Source organism: Ciceribacter sp. L1K23, assembly GCF_018122705.1.
In the GTDB taxonomy this organism is placed as follows: Bacteria; Pseudomonadota; Alphaproteobacteria; order Rhizobiales; family Rhizobiaceae; genus Allorhizobium.
The window spans coordinates 3,717,412-3,736,615 of sequence record NZ_JAGRRC010000001.1 but is presented as its reverse complement, the minus strand read 5'-3'; the positions used below and the strand labels follow the sequence as shown (position 1 = coordinate 3,736,615).

Here is a 19,204-nt window from a genome sequence, read left to right as displayed (position 1 = left end):
AGTTCTCCATTCATCAGTCAAGGCGGACGGCGATGCCGTTGTTGGCCATGTGCTTCTTAGCGTCGAGGATGGAAAATGTCCCGAAGTGGAAGATTGAAGCCGCAAGAACCGCCGTTGCGTGGCCGTCATTGATGCCCGCCACAAGATCATCCAGTGTTCCGACACCGCCGGACGCGATAACTGGAACGCGAACGGAGTCGGCGATGCGCCGAGTTAAGGCGATGTCGTAACCGCTCTTGGTTCCGTCCCTGTCCATGGACGTGACAAGCAGTTCGCCGGCGCCCCTCGCCACGACCTTTTCTGCAAATTCGATCGCATCGATACCTGTGGGATTACGGCCGCCATGTGTGAAGATTTCCCACCGGTCGGTTTCGCCCGTGGCTGACACTCTTTTGGCGTCGATCGACACGACGATGCACTGATCCCCGAATTTGTCCGCCGCCTCCGCCACGAAATCCGGATTTTTGACCGCTGCGGAGTTGATGGAGACCTTGTCGGCGCCACAGAGAAGCAGCTTGCGAATATCGGCAACGGTGCGCACACCGCCGCCGACAGTCAGCGGCATGAAACAGTGCTCGGCGGTCTGTGCCACCACGTCGAAGATCGTGTCACGTTCGTCGGACGACGCCGTTATATCGAGAAAGCAGAGTTCGTCCGCGCCAGCGGCATCGTAGGCCTTTGCCGCTTCCACTGGATCTCCGGCATCAATCAGGTCAACGAAGTTGACGCCCTTGACGACGCGACCGTCCTTGACGTCCAGACATGGGATCACGCGGGCCTTGAGTGTCATATGCCTTCCCCCTTGGGCGCTCTGGCAGCCTTTATCATCGAGAGGGCTGCTGCGGGGTCGATTCGACCATCGTAGAGCGCGCGTCCTGAAATCGCCCCCTCAAGCTTACTGGCATCCGGCTCCAACATGCGGCGGATATCGTCAACGGAAGCAAGACCGCCGGATGCAATGACCGGTATTGATACCGCATCGGCGAGCTGCAACGTAGAGGGCCAATTGATGCCGGCGAGAACGCCATCCCGATCTATGTCGGTATAAATGATGGCTGAAACCCCGGCTCCTTCGAATTTGCGTGCGAGTTCTATCACGCCCAGCTCAGACGCTTCTGCCCAGCCTTCGACAGCGACCTTGCCACCCTTCGCATCGATTCCTACCGCAATTCGGCCCGGAAAGCGGCGGCACGCCTCAACAACAAGAGCCGGATCTCGGACGGCAATCGTGCCCAGTATTACGCGCGCCAGGCCTCGGGAAAGCCAGTTCTCGATATGGGCAAGAGTGCGAATCCCGCCGCCAAGCTGCACTGGATTTCTGGTCGCCTTCAAGATTGCGTCGACGGCTGCACCGTTCACGCTTTCACCAGCGAATGCGCCGTTGAGGTCGACCACGTGCAACCATTCGAAGCCTTGTTCCTCGAAGGCTCGGGCTTGGGCGGCCGGGTCCACATTGTAGATCGTGGCTTGCGTCATGTCGCCCAGCTTGAGCCTGACGCAACTACCATCCTTGAGATCAATGGCGGGGAATAGAATCATGTTAGCCGGCTAGCCTTCAGTGTGCTTCCAGGACTCACGGGTCCCATCTAAGAAAATTGGCGATCAATTTCAGGCCCAGCCTTTGGCTCTTTTCAGGATGGAACTGGGTTCCCACCATGTTTTCCCGGCCCACGACCGCTGTCATCGGACCGCCATAGTTGGTCGTTGCGATGACGTCTGCCTGATCCGTCGCCGCAAGATGGTACGAGTGTACGAAATAGGCATGAAGTCCGCTCTCACCTGTTGGGATGCCGTCAAAGAGAGGATGCTGACGATTGAGATCGACGGTATTCCAGCCGATTTGCGGAATTTTGAGGTTCGGATCTGCGGGCGACATCTCAATCACGTCGCCAGAAATCCAGTCAAAACCCGGCGTCACCGTCTTTTCTAGTCCACGGGAAGACATAAGCTGCATTCCAACGCAAATGCCCAGGAAAGGGCGGGCTTTCCGCTCTACGACCTCAAGCAGCGCGTCATGCATGCCGTCCACCGAATCCAGGCCCTTGCGGCAGTCCGCATAAGCGCCAACGCCTGGGAGAACGACCCGGTCGGCAGCCGCCACGACTTCTGCCTTGTCCGTTAGATCTACCGCTGCGTTGACCCCGGCTTCGGACGCGGCGCGCTCGAAGGCTTTGGTGGCCGACCGCAGATTTCCTGATCCGTAGTCTATGATTGCGACACGCATCGACACTACCTCCTCTGGCTAGACCAGCGTCCCTTTCGTCGAGGGAACGCGATCGGCCTGACGCGGATCGATTTCGGTAGCGACGCGAAGAACGCGCGCGACCGACTTGAAACAGGTCTCCGCGATATGGTGATTGTTGGCCCCGTAGTGATTGACTACGTGAAGCGTGATGCCGGCATGTTGTGAGAAGGCTTGAAAGAACTCCCGCACGAGTTCCGTGTCGAAGGTACCGACCTTCGGCGAACTGAAATCGACCTTCCAAACCAGAAACGGCCGTCCGGACAGATCCACTGCAGCCTTTGTCATTGTCTCGTCCATAGCGAGGTCGAGAGAGGCGTAACGCGTTATTCCGCGGCGATCTCCGAGAGCCTTGGCGACTGCCTGACCAACGGCTATTCCCGTGTCCTCCACGGTGTGGTGGTCATCGATATGCAAGTCGCCCTTTGCGTCAATTGCCATGTCGATCAGCGAATGCCGGCTGAGTTGGTCCAGCATATGATCGAAGAAGCCGATGCCCGTAGCGATACGAGACAGACCGGTGCCGTCGATATTCACTGAGACGGTGATGTCGGTTTCATTGGTTTTGCGCGAAACCTCGGCTTTGCGACCTGCCATCGAAGCTGCTCCCTGGGAAATTGGCCGTTCCATATCAGGAGGAACACTGAATATCCAGAAATTACATTGCGCTGCGCCTACCCGGATGTCGCTGTGCCAAGTGATCGCGTTGTATTTGCCGGATGCGCGCTTACATAAGCGCCGATTGGCAGTGTATGCCGCTACAAACGAATGTCCTGTCGGGACGGAGAGTGCTCATGACCACGATTATCACAGTTAGAAAGAACGGTTCGGTTGTCATGGCGGGTGATGGTCAAGTCAGCCTCGGGCAGACCGTCATGAAAGGCAATGCGCGCAAGGTCCGAAGGATCGGGAAGGGCGGCGAGGTGATAGCTGGCTTTGCCGGAGCGACGGCAGATGCCTTCACACTGCTTGACCGGCTGGAAAAGAAGCTGGAGCAATATCCCGGCCAGCTGATGCGCGCGGCAGTCGAATTGGCGAAGGACTGGCGCACGGACAAATATCTGCGCAATCTCGAGGCCATGATGCTGGTCGCCGACAAGAGTATTACCTTGGCAATCACGGGAAATGGCGACGTCCTTGAGCCCGAACACGGAACGATCGCGATCGGATCCGGTGGGAACTACGCCTTTGCCGCGGCTCGGGCGCTTATGGATACCAACAAATCCGCTGAGGAAATTGCGCGTCGGGCTATGCAGATAGCCAGCGACATCTGTGTCTACACCAATGACGCGATTGTTTTGGAAAGTCTTGATGGTGAATGACGGCTTCCTGAACTGGTTAGACAAAGTCGCGATACCGTCATCACGACACACGAAATTCTGAGCACGAGTGACAAACCATGACCAATTTTTCGCCCCGTGAAATCGTTTCCGAACTCGATAGGTTCATCATCGGTCAGCACGAGGCCAAACGGGCCGTCGCGATCGCCCTTCGCAATCGCTGGCGACGCCAGCAACTCGACGAGAGTCTGCGTGACGAAGTGATGCCAAAGAATATCCTGATGATCGGTCCGACCGGGGTCGGGAAGACCGAGATATCGCGTCGTCTTGCGAAGTTGGCCGGCGCCCCCTTTATCAAGGTCGAGGCAACCAAATTCACGGAAGTCGGATATGTCGGCCGTGACGTTGAGCAGATTATCCGGGACTTGGTTGAGATAGGAATCGGCCTTCAGCGCGAGAAGAAGCGGGCTGAGGTTCAGGCAAAGGCCCACGCCGGTGCCGAGGAACGTGTCCTTGATGCGCTTGTCGGTGCGACAGCCTCGCCGGCAACTCGCGACAGTTTTCGTCGAAAGCTCCGCGCTGGTGAGCTGGATGACAAGGAAATCGACATCGAAATTGCGGACACTGCCGGCGGAATGCCGAGCCTGGACATCCCGGGCATGCAGGGCGGCAACGTCGGCATTCTCAACCTATCCGATCTGTTCGGCAAGGCGATGGGTGGCCGGACCAAGAAGGTCCGCACGACCGTCAAGGCTTCCTACGCTGATCTCATCCGAGACGAATCTGACAAGCTGATCGACAACGAAGTCATCCAGCGCGACGCTGTTCGCTCAGTTGAAAATGACGGCATCGTGTTTCTTGACGAGATCGACAAGATTGCGGCGCGCGATGGAGGCATTGGCGCCGGCGTTTCCCGTGAGGGTGTGCAGCGTGATCTTCTACCGCTTGTTGAGGGAACAACCGTTTCGACGAAATACGGACCGGTAAAAACCGACCATATTCTGTTTATCGCGTCTGGCGCCTTTCATGTTTCCAAGCCTTCCGATCTGCTGCCCGAATTGCAGGGACGCTTGCCGATCCGTGTTGAGCTCAAACCCCTCAGCAAGGAGGATTTCCGCAGGATTCTTACGGAAACGGAAGCAAGTCTGATTCGGCAATACCGCGCCTTGATGGAAACCGAGGAATTGCAGCTCGACTTTACCGAGGACGCGATCGACGCTCTGGCTGATATTGCCGTGAAGCTCAATGCATCAGTTGAGAACATTGGCGCACGCCGGCTGCAGACAGTCATGGAGCGCGTCCTGGACGACATTTCGTTCAATGCTCCTGATCGCTCCGGTTCCGCCGTGATGATCGATTCTGAATACGTCCGGGAGCACGTTGGTGAGATCGCAGCTGACGCGGATCTGTCTCGTTACATATTGTGATCCTCTTTCGAGGCTGTGAATGACCGTAAGGACGGTCCTCACAAATAGTTTTTTCTGCAGCCTCGACAGTTCCATTTTGTCTTTATAAGTATGGCCGCATTCTTTGCACCGGCCGTACCGTCGGTCAGGATGCGAACCTTCCGACTTCCGGAGCGCAGGCTTCAAGATAGAGGCGCAGGCATCGTGCAACGTTTTCTTCTGGCATTGGTCACGACCCTTGGACTGGTTTTCGCCGCAGGCAATGCCATGGCCGTCACGAAAGTGCCGGCCGGCAACCGGAATGCGGAGCAACCGGCGATACCGGGCGCTTCGGTACGACGTACCAAGGCCGGGAAGACATCTTTCGATCTCAAGTACGAGAAGGTTCGAGACCTTCTTGCGACCGACAAAAAGCTCGTCTCGAAGATCAAGGAAACTGCGTCCCGCTACAACATAGATCCGATTCATATGATCGGCGCGATCGTTGGCGAACATACCTACAACGTGGACGCCTATGATCGCTTGCAGAGCTATTATGTGAAGGCCGCTTCCTATGCCGGAAACGTCTTCGATTTCTCCTACAAGGGAGAAAAGATATCCGACTTCGTCAATCGACCCCAGTTCTCGGTTTGCGCCTCTAAGACGGATTCGTATGCTCTCTGGACTTGTCGAGATGAGGTCTGGCAGAAGGTTTTCCAGGGAGAGTCGGTTGACGGGCGAACCTATCCCGACAACCGATTCAGTGCTGTTTTCTTCCAGCCTTTCTATGCCGGGCAGACGTTCGGCCTTGGCCAAATCAACCCGCTGACCGCGCTGATGATGAGCGATACGGTGCACGAGAAATCGGGTTACCCCGAGCTTGATGAAAATGATGCTGCCGACGTCTACCGTGCGATCATGCAGCCAGACGTGTCTCTGGCTTTCATGGCGGCAATCATCCGCAAGGCAATCGATGATTATCGCGAGTATGCGGACATGGACATCTCCGGAAATCCCGGCATCACCGCAACTCTCTTCAACATCGGGGACTCGCAGCGGCGTGCACGCGCTCTGGCTCGGAAAAATGCCTCGGGCGGACGGGTGTGGCCGGAGGAAAACTACTATGGCTGGTTGATAAACGACAAGCTGCCGGAGCTCGAAGCGTTGTTGTAGCGACTTGTCCGGCAAGGGAACGGAATGTACGTCGACAGAGAAGTTTTCGAACCCCCTGCACCAATACCTAGATCGATGCCGCCCGGCTGGCTGACGGTGATAAACACTGTCTTGAAAAATCCCCTCGAGCTTTGGGGAGAGCCATCCTACAATCGCCCCTGGATCGTCGCCCGCTTCTTCAACCAGCGAAGCCTCATCGCCAATCATCCTGGTCTCATCAAGCATATCTTGGTCGAAAATGCCGCGAACTACCGGATGCAGACAATTCGCCAATTGGTATTGCGCCCTATTTTGCGAGATGGCTTGCTGACTGCCGAGGGTTCTGTCTGGCGGCGAACGAGGAAAGCGATAGCGCCCGTCTTTACGCCACGCCACGCAAAAAGTTTCGCCGCTCAGATGCATGCCAAGTCTGTCGAGCACGTCGAGCTGAGATACGCGGATGGTGACTTCGTGGTCGACGTCTCCGAAGACATGAACCAACTGACGTTTGCGATTCTTTCCGAAACGCTTTTCTCCGGTGAACTCGCGGTCCCAACGGAGAGCTTCTCGGAGGACACCGAACGACTGCTGCATGTCATGGGGCGGATAGATCCAATGGATCTACTGCAGGCTCCGGGCTGGATCCCACGCCTGACACGCACCGGCGGTGAAGCCGTCCTGAACAAATTTCGCGACATAGTCCAGCGTACCATCGATCTCCGTCGGAGGCGTTTGCAGAAAGAACCGGAAAAAGCCCCGCAGGACTTTCTCACGCTGATGCTTGAGCAAACCGGAGAGAGGGGTCTGACGGAAGACGAGCTCCAGGACAACATCCTGACCTTTATCGGCGCCGGTCACGAAACGACGTCGCGTGCCCTCGCCTGGACGCTATACTGCGTTGCCCGGTCGCCGGTCGTGCGGGATAGGATGGAAGCGGAAATCGATAGCGTCATTGCAGACGGGGATGACCCGGTCGATTGGATCGAACGCATGCCCCAGGTGCGGGCAGCCTTCGAGGAGGCAATGCGCCTCTATCCACCCGCACCTTCGATCAACCGCGAAGCGATCGACTCTGACAGTTGGTCGGATGGCACAGGAGAGCGCGTCGAAATCACCAAGGGCATGACAGTTCTGATCATGCCGTGGACCCTCCACCGTCACGAACTCTTATGGGAACGGCCCCGGGCTTTCATACCCGAACGTTTCCTGCCTCAAAATCGGAATAAGATAGACCGTTTTCAATATTTGCCTTTCGGAGCCGGACCTCGTGTCTGCATCGGCGCATCCTTCGCGCTGCAAGAGGCCGTGATCGCACTGGGAGTCATGATGTCGCGCTACCGGTTCGACGTGACGGCAGCGACCAGACCGTGGCCGGTGCAAAGGCTGACGGTGCAACCCAAATCAGGATTGCCGATGCGCGTATCCCGACGGCGGTGAAGGCGATACAGGTTTGCTGAAAGGCGAAATCAGACCGTGTTTTGCCGTTTGTCAGCTGGTTCCATCAACGATATCGGTGCGATAAGGTCCGGCTGAAGAATGACACCGCCGGGAGCAAGACGTGGCCTCTGACATTTTGTTGGGAATCGATACCGGTGGAACCTATACCGATGCGGTTCTCTTCAGCGAAACTAGGGGCGTCATCGCCAAAGCAAAATCACTCACCACCCGACACGATCTTTCAGTTGGCATCTCTGGTGCCGTTGAAGCCGTTCTGACGAGTTCCGGGGTTCTTAGCACACAGATTTCGCTGGTTTCGCTTTCCACCACCCTGGCGACCAACGCGCTGGTCGAGGGACATGGCGGCCGCGCTGGCCTGGTGATGATTGGATTTGGTCCGGAAGATCTCGGGCGTGACGGCCTTGATCAGGCTCTCGGGAAGGATCCCGTGGTCTTCCTGAAGGGCGGACATGATGTACACGGGACAGAAACGCCGCTGGAGCTTGGCCCGCTCGAATCCGCCATGAGCGATCTGAAAGACAGCGTTACATCCTTTGCGGTGGCAGGATATTTTGCCGTCAGAAACCCTTCACACGAATTGAAAGTAAGGGATTTCCTGCGGTCCCATTCGCCGCTGCCTGTTACCTGCAGCCATCAACTTTCTTCGAAACTCGGAGGTCCTCGACGCGCCCTTACGACGTTGCTGAACTCACGCTTGGTATCGATGATCGACCGGCTTGTCGGTGCGTGCGAAGATTTCATGCTCGCGCGGGGCATAACAGCCCCGATAATGGTTGTCAGAGGTGATGGAGCTCTGATTTCCGCTGCGGAGGCGCGCCTGAGGCCCATTGAGACCATATTGTCGGGTCCGGCTGCAAGTCTGATCGGCGCCCAGTTCCTGACAGGCCGCAGCGATGCAGTCGTTTCAGACATTGGCGGTACGACCACCGATGTCGCCATTCTCGACAAAGGTCGACCACGCCTAGATGCCGAAGGCGCCGTCGTCGGCGGGTATCGAACGATGGTGGAAGCCGTGGCCATGCGGACGTATGGGCTCGGCGGTGACTCGGAAGTGCGGGTTCACGACCGGGGGCTTGCGGCCTCGATCGAGCTGGGGCCGCGTCGGCTAATGCCGCTCAGCCTTGCCGCCTGGATCCATGGTGACGAAGTAAGCGCTGTTCTCGAACGTCAGTTAAAGGCGAGTTACATAGGTCGTTACGACGGTCGCTTCGCGGTCCGAACCGGTGTTCCGGCGCGTTTTGCCGCAGGCTTGGAGAAGAAAGAGATCGAGCTGTTTGACCGGATAGGCATGGTACCCGTGCCGCTGGATCAGCTTATCAGTGTTACACCGCAGAAAGCGACCTTAGATCGGCTGGTTTCCCGTGGTCTTGTCCACGTCTGCGGCGTAACGCCATCAGACGCCCTTCACGTGCTCGACCGTCAGCATCAATGGGATCGCGAAAGCGCTCTCTTGGGCTTGGAACTTCTTGCTCGCACCCGGGACGGCGCAGGTCGGCCAATCGCCGATTCCGCCGTAACGATGGCAAACCGGATCGTCGATCGGTTGACGCGTCAATCCGCAGACTTGCTGATCGCATCAGCGCTTTCCGAGGACGGCGTTTTCGATGTCGACCCGACCCGGTCACCTATGGTAGATCGTGCGCTAAACCGGGCAGGCGGCATTGTGCGTCTTTCCATATCGCTTGATCGTCCGTTGATCGGTTTGGGTGCATCCGCCCGAGAATACTATCCGGCCATTGCCGCGCAACTGTCGGCCGAATCGATTGTTCCGGACGAAGCGGATGTGGCAAACGCCGTCGGGGCAGTGGTTGGCCAAGTCCGTTCGGCTGTTACCGTCTTTGTCACCTCGCCGGAGGAGGGGCGGTTCGTTCTTTCGGGCGCGGGCGAGAATCGACTGTTTGCTGACGAGGCTCAGGCTCTCGCGGCAGCCGAGGAGCGTGCGCGTGCCGTTGCGCTGGATCAGGCGATTGTCAACGGCGCTAATGATCCTGCCGTTCTGTGTGACGTTTTCATCCAAGCGCCGGAGATTGAGGGGCGGAAAAGGCTGATCGAAGCGCGTATTGTCGCCACGGCGAGCGGCCGACCTCGCTTTGCAAGCTAAACTCTTTCCGTATTGGAAAGAATCCTTCGAACTTATGCCGCATTGACTTGAATTCGCATCGCGAGTTTGCTGCGCATCAAGAATATGAACGTTTCCGGAGGAATGATATGAATCGCGTGGATGCGCACGGCCTTGCCTTCGATGGGCAACTTTACGATTTCCTTTGCAGCCATGCTCTGCCGGGAACTGGCGTAGACCAGGAAACGTTTTTCCGCGCGTTCTCCGATATCGTACATGACCTTGCACCCCGCAATGAGGCTCTTCTTGCTGTGCGGGATGAGATGCAACACCAGTTGGATACCTGGTACCGCGAAAACGGTGCACCGTCGGATATTGCTGACTATGAAGCATTTCTGCGACGGATTCGGTATCTTCTGCCGGAGGGTGCAGCCTTTTCGGTATCCACGAGCAATGTAGACCCGGAAATATCGTCGATCGCGGGGCCGCAGCTGGTCGTTCCCGTGATGAACGCCCGATACGCTCTCAACGCCGCGAACGCACGCTGGGGCTCGCTCTACGATGCGCTTTATGGAACGGATGCCATTCCCGAAGAGGACGGAGCAGAGAGGCAAGCCGCTTACAATCCGATTCGAGGCGAAAAAGTCATCGCGTGGGCACGCACGTTCCTTGACGATGCCGTCCCGCTTGGCCTCGGCCGTTGGAAGGATGTCGCATCGTTTTCGATCCTGCATGCGGCTCTTCATATCACACTCGTTGATGGGCAACAGACATCTGTGGCCGATCAAAGTCAGTTCGTCGCTTATTCAGGACCCGCCGATCACCCCAACACGGTCGTATTGCGGCGAAACGGACTTCATATTCAACTCGTCTTCGACGCGGAAGGAAACATCGGACGCACAGACCGAGCTCACATTGATGATATTCGCCTTGAATCAGCGATCACGACGATCATGGATTGTGAGGACTCGGTCGCTGCGGTCGATGCCCAGGACAAGGTAGCGGTGTACGCCAACTGGCTTGGTCTCATGCGCGGAAATTTGACGGAAGACGTTACCAAGGGCGGCTCTGTCTTCACCCGTCGTCTGGCACCCGATATCTCGTGCAACGCGCCCGACGGATCATCCTCGCAGCTTCGCGGCCGTTCGTTGATGCTCGTTCGAAACGTCGGTCACCTCATGACCAATCCGGCGATTCTTGATCGCTCTGGAAAGGAAGTGCCGGAAGGGATCATGGACGCCGTGATCACCGCCTTGATCGCTCTTCACGATATTGGTCCGAATGGCCGCCGAAAAAATTCTCCGGCAGGTTCCATGTACGTGGTCAAACCGAAAATGCATGGCCCGGACGAGGTAGCATTTGCCTGTGATCTATTCGCGCGGGTGGAACAAGCGTTGGGTATGGCGCCCAACACGATCAAGATGGGGATCATGGACGAGGAGCGACGTACCACCGTCAATCTCAAGGAGTGCATACGTGTCGCCCGCGAGCGCGTGGTCTTCATCAACACCGGTTTTCTGGACCGAACCGGCGATGAAATCCACACGTCGATGGAAGCAGGGCCGATGATACGGAAGGGTGATATGAAGCAGGCCGCCTGGATCGCCGCCTATGAGAACTGGAATGTCGATATTGGCCTTGAATGCGGTCTGTCGGGACATGCCCAGATCGGCAAGGGTATGTGGGCGATGCCGGATCTGATGGGCGCGATGCTGGAACAGAAGATCGCGCACCCAAAGGCGGGAGCCAATACAGCATGGGTTCCGTCACCGACCGCCGCCACCCTGCACGCAACCCACTATCATCGAATTTCGGTGAAGGACGTCCAGCAGGCGCTCATGAATCGGAAGCGTGCGAACCTGCACGACATCCTCTCGGTCCCTGTTGCAGTGCGTCCAAACTGGACGGCGGAAGAAATACAGCGGGAACTCGATAACAACGCACAGGGGATCTTGGGTTACGTTGTCCGCTGGATCGATCAAGGAGTGGGTTGTTCCAAGGTTCCGGATATTAACAACATTGGCTTGATGGAGGACCGCGCCACCCTTCGGATTTCAGCCCAACACATGGCGAACTGGCTCCGTCACGGCGTCGTTTCGGAGCAGCAGATTGTTGATACAATGAAGAGAATGGCAATTGTGGTCGACGCTCAAAACAAGGACGATGTAGCTTACCGACCTATGGCGCCTGACTTCGACTCCTCGGTTGCTTTCCAAGCCGCTGTGGAACTTGTGCTGAAAGGACGTGAGCAGCCTAACGGATATACGGAACCGGTTCTGCATCGGCGCCGACAGGAGTTGAAGGCGAAGCTCTCAGCCTAAAAACTTACTGCATACAGAAAAGCCGCCGGAAATCGGCGGCTTTATAATGTCGCACGTGCCGAGGGCCTACTGGATCACGACGACCTTCGCGCCCTTTCCAGGGCGGACACGGTTGTAGAGGTCAATCACGTCCTGGTTCATCAGGCGGATGCAGCCAGATGACGCGGCGGTGCCGATCGACGCCCACTCAGGTGTACCGTGCAAACGGAAAAGCGTGTCCTGACCTTTCTCGTTAAACAGATACATCGCACGCGCGCCCAGCGGATTATTAAGGCCCGGCCCCATGCCGTCATCGACGTATCTGGCGATCTCGGGCTTCCGGACCGCCATTTCTTTCGGCGGGTGCCAGGTCGGCCAAGCCTGCTTCCAAGCGATATAGGCCGTCCCAGACCAGGCAAAGCCCTGCTTGCCGACGCCAATGCCATAACGCATGGCTTTGCCATTCGGCAGAATGTAGTAAAGGAATCGCTCACGGGTATTCACAACGATTGTTCCGGGCTTCTCGTCAGTCTTGTAGGAGACGATCTGCCTGTGAAATTTCGGATTGACCCGATTGATGGGAATAGCGGGCAGCGTGTAGCCGGCGTCCGACATTTTGCCATAGGAGTCTGAGAAAATCTGGCCTTTCTCGATCTTGGCGGTGTCGGTCGAATTGTCGGTCGTTGTGCATCCGGTGAGCGCTAGCGCTGCTACAAGGCCGAACGCTGTCAAGGTATTGCGGAATCGCATGGAGGGCTCGTGTGAAAGGCTGGATAATGGTCGACTACCGACCATCTGTGATTATGGTTTATTTTGAATTAATTCGGCCTTGGCAATACTGTGCACGGCGCAGAGGACGAACGCCGCAGCAAATTAAAACTGCATTGCTTTTTTGCAACATGTGGACCCGGCAATGGAGGATTTGTCCATGACTCTTTTGTCAATCGCGGCAAACAATCCGTTAGTGGATGGGCGCCAATCGACGAATGCGCTTCTTGTGCGTAGAGGCGTTCAGATCCTGCTCAGCGAGATGCGTCACGCCGTGCTTCCGGAACTGACACTTTCAAACGGCCGACGCGCCGACCTGGTAGCGTTGTCCGAAAAGGGTGAGATCTGGATCATTGAGGTGAAGTCCTCGATTGAGGACTTCAAGGTCGATCGGAAATGGCCGGATTACAGGCTTCATTGCGACCGCTTGTTCTTCGCCACTCATCCCGGCGTTCCCGCTGAGATATTCCCACAGGACTGTGGCCTTATCCTGTCTGACGGTCGTGGCGCTGATTTGCTGCGTGAGGCACCAGTCCACCTCCTGCCGCCTGCACGCCGGAAAGCGATCACTCTGTCTTTTTCTCGCACGGCTGCACAAAGACTTATGCAGGCAGAGTGGGCGGCGACGACTGTCTCCTAGCGAACGGTCTATTTTGGAGCGCGCTTGGCGAGGATTCGCTGCAATGTGCGGCGGTGCATGTTAAGGCGGCGCGCCGTTTCCGAGACATTCCTTTCGCAAGCTTCATAGACGCGTTGTATGTGCTCCCAACGCACCCGATCCGCGGACATGGGGTTCTCCGGAACCTCCGCCTTTTCACCGGGCTTCTGCGTAAGAGCGTTGAAAACGTCATCCGCGTCAGCCGGCTTAGACAGGTAATCCAAGGCTCCAAGTTTGACCGCGGTGACAGCCGTGGCAATGTTGCCGTATCCCGTCAGCACGACGATCTTTGTGTCATCGCGTCGCTGCCGGATCGCCTCGATCACGTCCAGGCCGTTGCCGTCTCCAAGCCTCAGGTCGACGACCGCGTATTTTGGGGTCGCGCTTCTGGACTTTGCTACGCCTTCGGCTACGGAAGCTGCGATGTCGACAGTAAATCCTCTCGACTCCATAGCCCGTGCAAGCCTTCGCAGAAAGGGAACGTCGTCGTCGACAATCAGCAGAGTCGGATCCGATCCAATCATTTCGACCGAGGTGTTTCCGCCAGTTCCGGGTGTTCCGGCTACCGATGCATTGTTTTCGCTCATGACACCTCCACGGCATTCGACCCGCATTATTCCGACTGAGGACTATATAGGGCCGCAAACATCATTTTGTCGAACTGATGTCGAGGCGTTGGCGAGGCCAAATGACGCTGACGCGTGCGCCGGGTTCAGGCGCCGCGCGATTCTCGAATCTTAGCTTGGCACCCGACCTCTCAAGCAGCGTTTTGGCAATGAACAGGCCGAGCCCGAGGCCGCCTGCACTGTCTGGCCGCGTCCTGGTCGTCATGTACGGCTCGCCAATACGCGCAAGGATATCGAGAGAATATCCTGGCCCGTCGTCCTCCAGCACGATCGAAATCGTATCCTGATTATGACCGACGAAAACGACAACCCTGCTCTTTGCGAAGTCAACGGCGTTTTCAATGAGATTCCCAAGACCAAAGAGAATTCCGGGATTTCGGCTTAGAAGCGGTTCGGGTTCTTGGGTCTTGGTTTCGATTAGCTCGACGGCAATGCCAAATTCGCGGTGTGGCGCCATCACCTCCTCCATCATGGAAGAGAGAGTCAGCCGTCGCATATGTTCTTCGCTTTCCGATGGAAGGCTCGTCAGGCGACGAAGAATATCACGGCATCGTTCACTCTGGCTTCGCAGCAGTTGGACGTCTTCGCCGAAGCGCTCGTCCTGACCCAGTTCGCGCTCCATCTCCTTGGCAACGACGCTAATCGTTGCCAATGGAGTCCCGAGCTCGTGTGCTGCGGCGGCGGCTAGTCCGTCCAGCTGCGATAGGTGCTTCTCCCTTTGCAGGACGAGTTCCGTTGCCGCGAGCGCATCAGCGAGAAGCGATGCTTCTTTTGATACTCGGTATGCATAGAAGGCGGCAAAGCCCATCATCGAGATCACGGAGCACCATGTCGCAACCTGCATCAGCGGCTTTACGTTCAAGATTTCACCGCTGAACCAGGGCAGGGGGAAAGGCGAAAGGAAAAGCACTGTAACGGCCACCACCGCCAACACCATCAGACCGATGGAGTGTCTGAGGGGTTGGGAAGCGAAGGAAATGATAACCGGAACGCACATCAGCGGAGCGAAAGGGTTCGCGAGCCCCCCGGTGATGAAAAGCAAAGCCGCCAGTTGCAGCAAATCAAGTGCTAGGAGACCCGATGCCGCCAGGGGCTTGAGGCGATGTGTCGGAGGGAACAGTAGTGATAGGGATATGTTTGCCAGAGCAAGCGCCGCAATCAGTCCAAGGCTGGCAACGACCGGCAGGTCGAAGTGCAGCCAGAATGCCACGGCGAAGACGGTGACGCTTTGGCCGGCAACTGCCAGCCACCGCAATCGGACGAGCGTTTCAAGACGCAGTCGCCGGCTGGTATTGTCGAAACCAGGACTGGAAGTATCTTGTGGCTCCATTGCAGACTTCCCGATTATCGTGCTCGCGGCTTGGCTCGCGTCGTTGGATTGGCGTCTGCAGGGTTGTCCGGCCACTCGTGTTTCGGATACCGGCCACGCATCTCCGCGCGTACATCCCTCCATGAGCCAGACCAGAATCCTGGGAGATCGCGCGTCGTCTGGATAGGCCGGTGGGCTGGTGACGTCAATTCAAGCAGCAGCGGCAGCCTGCCGTTACCGATTGTCGGATGGTTCTTCAACCCGTACAGTTCCTGGACGCGAATGGAGACCGTCGGCTCTTCCCCGTTGTATCGGATGGGATGATTCTGCCCGGTAGGTGCTGTGAAATGGGTCGGGGCCAAGTGATCCATTTCCCTTTGCAGAGTGAAAGGAATGATCGACACGAGTCCCTGATGCAGACTGCCGGGCGATATGTCCGAAAGGCTTCGCACGGAACCCTGAAATGGGACGAACCACGCCTCAAGCAGCGAAATCAGTGCTTCATCGGACATGTCTGGCCACGGCTCGCCGATGGCGCGACGGAGAAACTCGACGCGTTGCCGGAACTGAATCGCGGCCGTCCCGAACGGGAGAATCCCAATACCCAGTTGACGAACCCCTTCCGCCAACCCCTTTGCAGTTAGCTCTCCCGGCGGCACGGGAAGCGGCGTTTCCTCAAGTGTAATGGCGCCGACTTTCACGGTTCTCCGGGCACGAACCTGACGGCTGTGGGTGTCGAAATAGCTTTCCTCGCACTTCTGTATCGCGCCGGGAAGCAGGTCCTCGATATCGTCCTTGTCGATACGCGCGGCCGCAAGGATTCGAGGTTTTTCCGCTCGTCCGGTGACATCGGCGACCACGAGCATCCTCTCGCTTGCCAGCCGTTCGCTCTGATCGAGTTCCCCTCCACGCCCATTGGCCATCAGGAACCGCCCAGGTGCGCCTCGGGCGAAAGCGATCCGATCGGGATAGGCAAACAGCAGAAGCTGTCCAGCTGTCATCGACGCAGCAGAGGCATTATTGACGAGAGATGTGGCGATCTGCCTCGCAAGCCGTTTTGCCGCAGTAGCCCTCGCGGAGCTGTCTCGTTCGAAATGAAGCAGGCGCTCGTCAAGATCGATGTTCTGTCCACCGATGCCCGGTTCTCCGACGAGAACCGCAAGCCTGGCGGCCCTTTCGGCCTGACCGTAAGCGGCAGCGCTGAGGATCATAGCCGAAAGCCGCGGCTCGAGCCCCAACCGCCGAATCTGTCGGCCTCTCTCTGTCAGCGTTCCGGCCGGGTCGAGCGCCCCAAACGTCCGAAGCAGGTTCCGCGCCTCGGCGAGAGCCGGTGCGGGTGGAAAGTCGATGAAAGCCAGCGCTTGCGGATCACGAACCCCCCAGATGGCGAGATCCAGTGCAAATCCCGTGAGGTCGGTGCTCAGGATGGATGGCGGGGTGAACGCGGGCAAAGCAGCGGTCTGTCCGGCATGCCATAGCCTTATTGCGATTCCCGGCTCGGTTCGGCCCGCGCGTCCCGCGCGTTGGTCGGCCGACGCCTTCGAGACCCGTGTCGTCTCCAGCCTCGTGATCCCGGTGGAGGGCTCGTAGACAGGCAAACGCTGCAGGCCGCTGTCGATAACAATACGCACGCCGTCGATGGTAATCGAGGTTTCGGCGATCGAGGTTGCAAGCACCACCTTTCGCCGCCCTGACGGAGCGGGCTTTATGGCCTCGTCCTGTTCCTTGCCTGTGAGATTGCCGTACAGCGACGTTATCGCGATGTCGTCGTCAACGATCGATTGAAGTCGCTCCGCAACCCGTCTTATTTCCGCCTGTCCCGGGAGAAAGGCAAGGATCGACCCTTCTTCCTCCCGCAATGCCTGGCTTACAGCCGTTGTCACTGTTTCTTCTATCGAGGCTGTGCCGGGTCTATCCCGATACCGGATCTCGACGGGAAAGGCTCTTCCCGGGCTTTTGATAAGGGGTGCCGTTTCGAGCAGTTGCGCCAAACGATCCACATCCAGCGTCGCGGACATCACAACGATCTTCAGGTCGGGTCGCAGGGCCGATTGGACGTCAAGCGCCAGTGCGAGTCCGAAATCCGCGTCGAGAGAACGTTCGTGAAATTCGTCAAAGATAACGGCAGCGATGCCTGGCAGGTCCGGTTCCTCCAGGATCATCCGGGTGAAGACACCTTCAGTAACCACCTCTATGCGGGTGGCGGACGAGATACGGTTATCAAGACGCATCCTGTAGCCGACGGTCTGACCGACTTCTTCGCCCAGCAGGTCGGCCATGCGGCGGGCAGCAGCCCGCGCAGCAAGTCTTCGGGGTTCAAGAAGAAGTATCCGTCCGTCCTTCCGCCATGCTTGCTCGAGGAGGTGGAGCGGTACCAGCGTTGTCTTGCCGGCGCCCGGAGGGGCAGTGAGAATGGCGCGGTTACCGTTGCTGAGCGCGCGCGACAGTTCACCAAGAACGGACGAAACGGGAAGGTGCGGAAGATCGACAGTCAAGTTGCCTTGATTCCGTGTAAAGACGATGTGCTTTCATAAGCGAGGATTGCCGCAGCAAGATCTTCGATCGCCGCGCCAACCGATTTGAAAAGGGTAATGTCGGAACGTTCCGATCGGCCGGGAACACGTCCTGCAACAAGTTCCGACAATTCGCCGATGATGGAGGCCTCGTTGATGACACCGCTTTTTATTGCCTGGACGATATCTCCTGCTTCCGAAAGCGCGCCCGCTCGCGTGTCGACATACACCTTCGCCCGCCGGATGGCCTCATCGTCACTTTCACGCATGGACGGCTTGAAGGCACCGACAAGATCGACGTGACATCCAGGCTGGAGCCACGCACCTTGGACCAGCGGCTCTTCGGAAAGCGTGGCGCATGAAACAATGTCGGCCGACCGCACACCCGTCTCGATGTCGGGGCACCTTTCGGCATCGAGCCCGAGCGATCGGGCCATCAGCGCCGTCTGCTCGGCCTTTTCCTCCGACCGGCCCCACACGAGAAACCGCCGCAAAGGATGGACGCTCGCATGCGCCTGCATCAAATTGAGAGAGAGGCGGCCAGTCCCGATCGTCATCATAGTTTCTGAATCGGGACGCGCCAGATACTGAGACGCCAGTGCAGACGCCGCTGCCGTACGCCGAGCCGTCAATTCCCCGCCATCGACGACAGCCAGCAGTTCGCCGGTGCTTCCTGACGTCAGCATATAGCTGCCGTTAACGGCGGGTAGACCTCTGGAGCCGTTGCCGGGATAGACCGAGACGAGCTTCACACCTGCATATTCGCCGGGTAGCCATGCGGGCATCAGCAAAAGGGTCGCTGTCGGTTCGCCGGGCACCTGAATGTCATGATGATGCCGAACCGGCATCACGCTCGGGGCGACGAACATGGCTTCGAGAGCCTTTATAAGCGGGTCCCAGGGAAGTGCGGCGGCCGTCTCCGCTGCATTCAATACGATCATGTTGTCTTGTCTCCGTAGCGTTGGTTGGAGAGTAGCCAACGGATCTGCGCATTCAACCCGAATTGCGCCTGAATTGCTCGCTGTTACGTCTGAATAATGGGAATCCCCCATTCTTTTCAGTCACTTGTATCTTTTTCGTGATTTTTTTGAGTTATGAGTTGACTTGTTTTTGGAGTGGGCCTAGAAAGCGCCTCACCGAAGGCGAGGTTGCTGCGGTTTCCGCGGCTGGTTCTGTTGTCTTTGGTTTATCTCTAGAGAATTGGCTGAGATGCTGATTTGGGGCCGGGTTACGGTTTGGCTCTTGGGGAGAAGACGTGCGGGTTCTCTGTGTCGTCTGTTATTTGACAATTGAAGAATGGAAGAAAGAGAAACGTGGACGGCGGCGTTGCGTGGAGAGGTTTAGGCTTCTCTGTGAATGATACGCAGACGGTCACGTTTTGATATGAGAACACCAGGTCGGGTTCGCAGGGATGCGGGTTCGATCGAGTGAGTTCTCGTCGATTCAGAACATAG

General features: G+C 57.5%; 16 protein-coding genes. 7 read left to right on the top strand and 9 right to left on the bottom strand.

What is annotated here, in order from left to right; translation table 11 throughout:
* Window positions 1–13: 13 nt before the first annotated feature.
* The 4 genes from hisF to hisB are packed head-to-tail and all read right to left on the bottom strand — an operon-like array spanning window position 14 to window position 2,839.
* Window positions 14–790 carry an imidazole glycerol phosphate synthase subunit HisF gene (gene hisF / locus J5J10_RS18155; RefSeq protein ID WP_211930935.1) on the bottom strand — a complete coding sequence of 259 codons (777 nt, stop codon included), beginning with the start codon at window positions 788–790 and terminating at the stop codon, window positions 14–16.
* Window positions 787–1,539, bottom strand: a complete 753-nt coding sequence (gene hisA, locus J5J10_RS18150; protein ID WP_211930934.1) for a 1-(5-phosphoribosyl)-5-[(5-phosphoribosylamino)methylideneamino]imidazole-4-carboxamide isomerase — start codon at window positions 1,537–1,539, stop codon at window positions 787–789. The genes hisF and hisA overlap by 4 nt, the downstream gene beginning before the upstream one ends.
* Window positions 1,540–1,573: 34 nt before the next feature.
* Window positions 1,574–2,224 (bottom strand): imidazole glycerol phosphate synthase subunit HisH, encoded by a 651-nt coding sequence (gene hisH / locus J5J10_RS18145; RefSeq protein WP_211930933.1) that lies wholly within the window; start codon window positions 2,222–2,224, stop codon window positions 1,574–1,576.
* An 18-nt stretch (window positions 2,225–2,242) separates the two neighbouring features.
* The gene (gene hisB / locus J5J10_RS18140) at window positions 2,243–2,839 is read right to left on the bottom strand and encodes an imidazoleglycerol-phosphate dehydratase HisB (RefSeq protein ID WP_211930932.1); all 597 of its coding nucleotides are present in this window, start codon (window positions 2,837–2,839) and stop codon (window positions 2,243–2,245) included.
* Window positions 2,840–3,036: 197 nt separating this feature from the next.
* On the opposite strand from hisB, the gene hslV reads away from it, so the two are divergent.
* The 6 genes from hslV to J5J10_RS18110 all read left to right on the top strand — a co-directional run bounded on the left by hslV (window position 3,037) and on the right by J5J10_RS18110 (window position 11,897).
* Window positions 3,037–3,564, top strand: a complete 528-nt coding sequence (hslV, locus tag J5J10_RS18135) for an ATP-dependent protease subunit HslV (RefSeq protein WP_211930931.1) — start codon at window positions 3,037–3,039, stop codon at window positions 3,562–3,564.
* 77 nt (window positions 3,565–3,641) lie between these two features.
* Window positions 3,642–4,949: an ATP-dependent protease ATPase subunit HslU gene (gene hslU, locus J5J10_RS18130; protein ID WP_208547865.1), complete on the top strand. Its 1,308-nt coding sequence runs from the start codon at window positions 3,642–3,644 to the stop codon at window positions 4,947–4,949.
* 183 nt (window positions 4,950–5,132) lie between these two features.
* The gene (locus tag J5J10_RS18125) at window positions 5,133–6,080 is read left to right on the top strand and encodes a DUF1402 family protein (protein ID WP_349252082.1); all 948 of its coding nucleotides are present in this window, start codon (window positions 5,133–5,135) and stop codon (window positions 6,078–6,080) included.
* Window positions 6,081–6,104: 24 nt separating this feature from the next.
* Complete coding sequence (locus J5J10_RS18120; RefSeq protein WP_211930929.1) at window positions 6,105–7,496, top strand: cytochrome P450; 1,392 nt, start codon at window positions 6,105–6,107, stop codon at window positions 7,494–7,496.
* Between the two features lie 121 nt (window positions 7,497–7,617).
* Window positions 7,618–9,618 carry a hydantoinase/oxoprolinase family protein gene (locus J5J10_RS18115; RefSeq protein ID WP_211930928.1) on the top strand — a complete coding sequence of 667 codons (2,001 nt, stop codon included), beginning with the start codon at window positions 7,618–7,620 and terminating at the stop codon, window positions 9,616–9,618.
* A 107-nt stretch (window positions 9,619–9,725) separates the two neighbouring features.
* Window positions 9,726–11,897: a malate synthase G gene (locus tag J5J10_RS18110; protein WP_211930927.1), complete on the top strand. Its 2,172-nt coding sequence runs from the start codon at window positions 9,726–9,728 to the stop codon at window positions 11,895–11,897.
* Window positions 11,898–11,963: 66 nt separating this feature from the next.
* Here J5J10_RS18110 and J5J10_RS18105 read toward each other — a convergent pair whose 3' ends face one another.
* Window positions 11,964–12,626, bottom strand: a complete 663-nt coding sequence (locus tag J5J10_RS18105) for a L,D-transpeptidase (RefSeq protein ID WP_208547870.1) — start codon at window positions 12,624–12,626, stop codon at window positions 11,964–11,966.
* 178 nt (window positions 12,627–12,804) lie between these two features.
* Between J5J10_RS18105 and J5J10_RS18100 the strand changes: the two genes are divergently transcribed.
* On the top strand, window positions 12,805–13,284 hold the full coding sequence (locus tag J5J10_RS18100; RefSeq protein ID WP_211931294.1) for an MmcB family DNA repair protein: 480 nt from the start codon (window positions 12,805–12,807) through the stop codon (window positions 13,282–13,284).
* Between the two features lie 8 nt (window positions 13,285–13,292).
* Here J5J10_RS18100 and J5J10_RS18095 read toward each other — a convergent pair whose 3' ends face one another.
* The 4 genes from J5J10_RS18095 to J5J10_RS18080 form a co-directional block, all read right to left on the bottom strand.
* Window positions 13,293–13,889, bottom strand: a complete 597-nt coding sequence (locus J5J10_RS18095; protein WP_211930926.1) for an ActR/PrrA/RegA family redox response regulator transcription factor — start codon at window positions 13,887–13,889, stop codon at window positions 13,293–13,295.
* A gap of 61 nt (window positions 13,890–13,950) precedes the next feature.
* Window positions 13,951–15,258, bottom strand: a complete 1,308-nt coding sequence (locus J5J10_RS18090) for an ActS/PrrB/RegB family redox-sensitive histidine kinase (protein WP_211930925.1) — start codon at window positions 15,256–15,258, stop codon at window positions 13,951–13,953.
* Window positions 15,259–15,272: 14 nt separating this feature from the next.
* A complete protein-coding gene (hrpB, locus tag J5J10_RS18085; protein ID WP_211930924.1) occupies window positions 15,273–17,732 on the bottom strand; it encodes an ATP-dependent helicase HrpB in 2,460 nt (819 codons plus the stop codon).
* The gene (locus tag J5J10_RS18080) at window positions 17,729–18,691 is read right to left on the bottom strand and encodes an ornithine cyclodeaminase family protein (RefSeq protein WP_211930923.1); all 963 of its coding nucleotides are present in this window, start codon (window positions 18,689–18,691) and stop codon (window positions 17,729–17,731) included. The genes hrpB and J5J10_RS18080 overlap by 4 nt, the downstream gene beginning before the upstream one ends.
* Window positions 18,692–19,204: the final 513 nt, after the last annotated feature.

Coding starts and splice junctions, on each gene's coding strand:
- J5J10_RS18110 (WP_211930927.1), top strand. CDS start 9,726: ATGAATCGCGTGGATGCGCACGGCCTTGCCTTCGATGGGCAACTTTAC.
- J5J10_RS18100 (WP_211931294.1), top strand. CDS start 12,805: ATGACTCTTTTGTCAATCGCGGCAAACAATCCGTTAGTGGATGGGCGC.
- J5J10_RS18090 (WP_211930925.1), bottom strand. CDS start 15,258: ATGGAGCCACAAGATACTTCCAGTCCTGGTTTCGACAATACCAGCCGG.
- hisA (WP_211930934.1), bottom strand. CDS start 1,539: ATGATTCTATTCCCCGCCATTGATCTCAAGGATGGTAGTTGCGTCAGG.
- J5J10_RS18120 (WP_211930929.1), top strand. CDS start 6,105: ATGTACGTCGACAGAGAAGTTTTCGAACCCCCTGCACCAATACCTAGA.
- hslV (WP_211930931.1), top strand. CDS start 3,037: ATGACCACGATTATCACAGTTAGAAAGAACGGTTCGGTTGTCATGGCG.
- J5J10_RS18080 (WP_211930923.1), bottom strand. CDS start 18,691: ATGATCGTATTGAATGCAGCGGAGACGGCCGCCGCACTTCCCTGGGAC.
- J5J10_RS18105 (WP_208547870.1), bottom strand. CDS start 12,626: ATGCGATTCCGCAATACCTTGACAGCGTTCGGCCTTGTAGCAGCGCTA.
- hisB (WP_211930932.1), bottom strand. CDS start 2,839: ATGGCAGGTCGCAAAGCCGAGGTTTCGCGCAAAACCAATGAAACCGAC.
- J5J10_RS18095 (WP_211930926.1), bottom strand. CDS start 13,889: ATGAGCGAAAACAATGCATCGGTAGCCGGAACACCCGGAACTGGCGGA.
- hisF (WP_211930935.1), bottom strand. CDS start 790: ATGACACTCAAGGCCCGCGTGATCCCATGTCTGGACGTCAAGGACGGT.
- hslU (WP_208547865.1), top strand. CDS start 3,642: ATGACCAATTTTTCGCCCCGTGAAATCGTTTCCGAACTCGATAGGTTC.
- hisH (WP_211930933.1), bottom strand. CDS start 2,224: ATGCGTGTCGCAATCATAGACTACGGATCAGGAAATCTGCGGTCGGCC.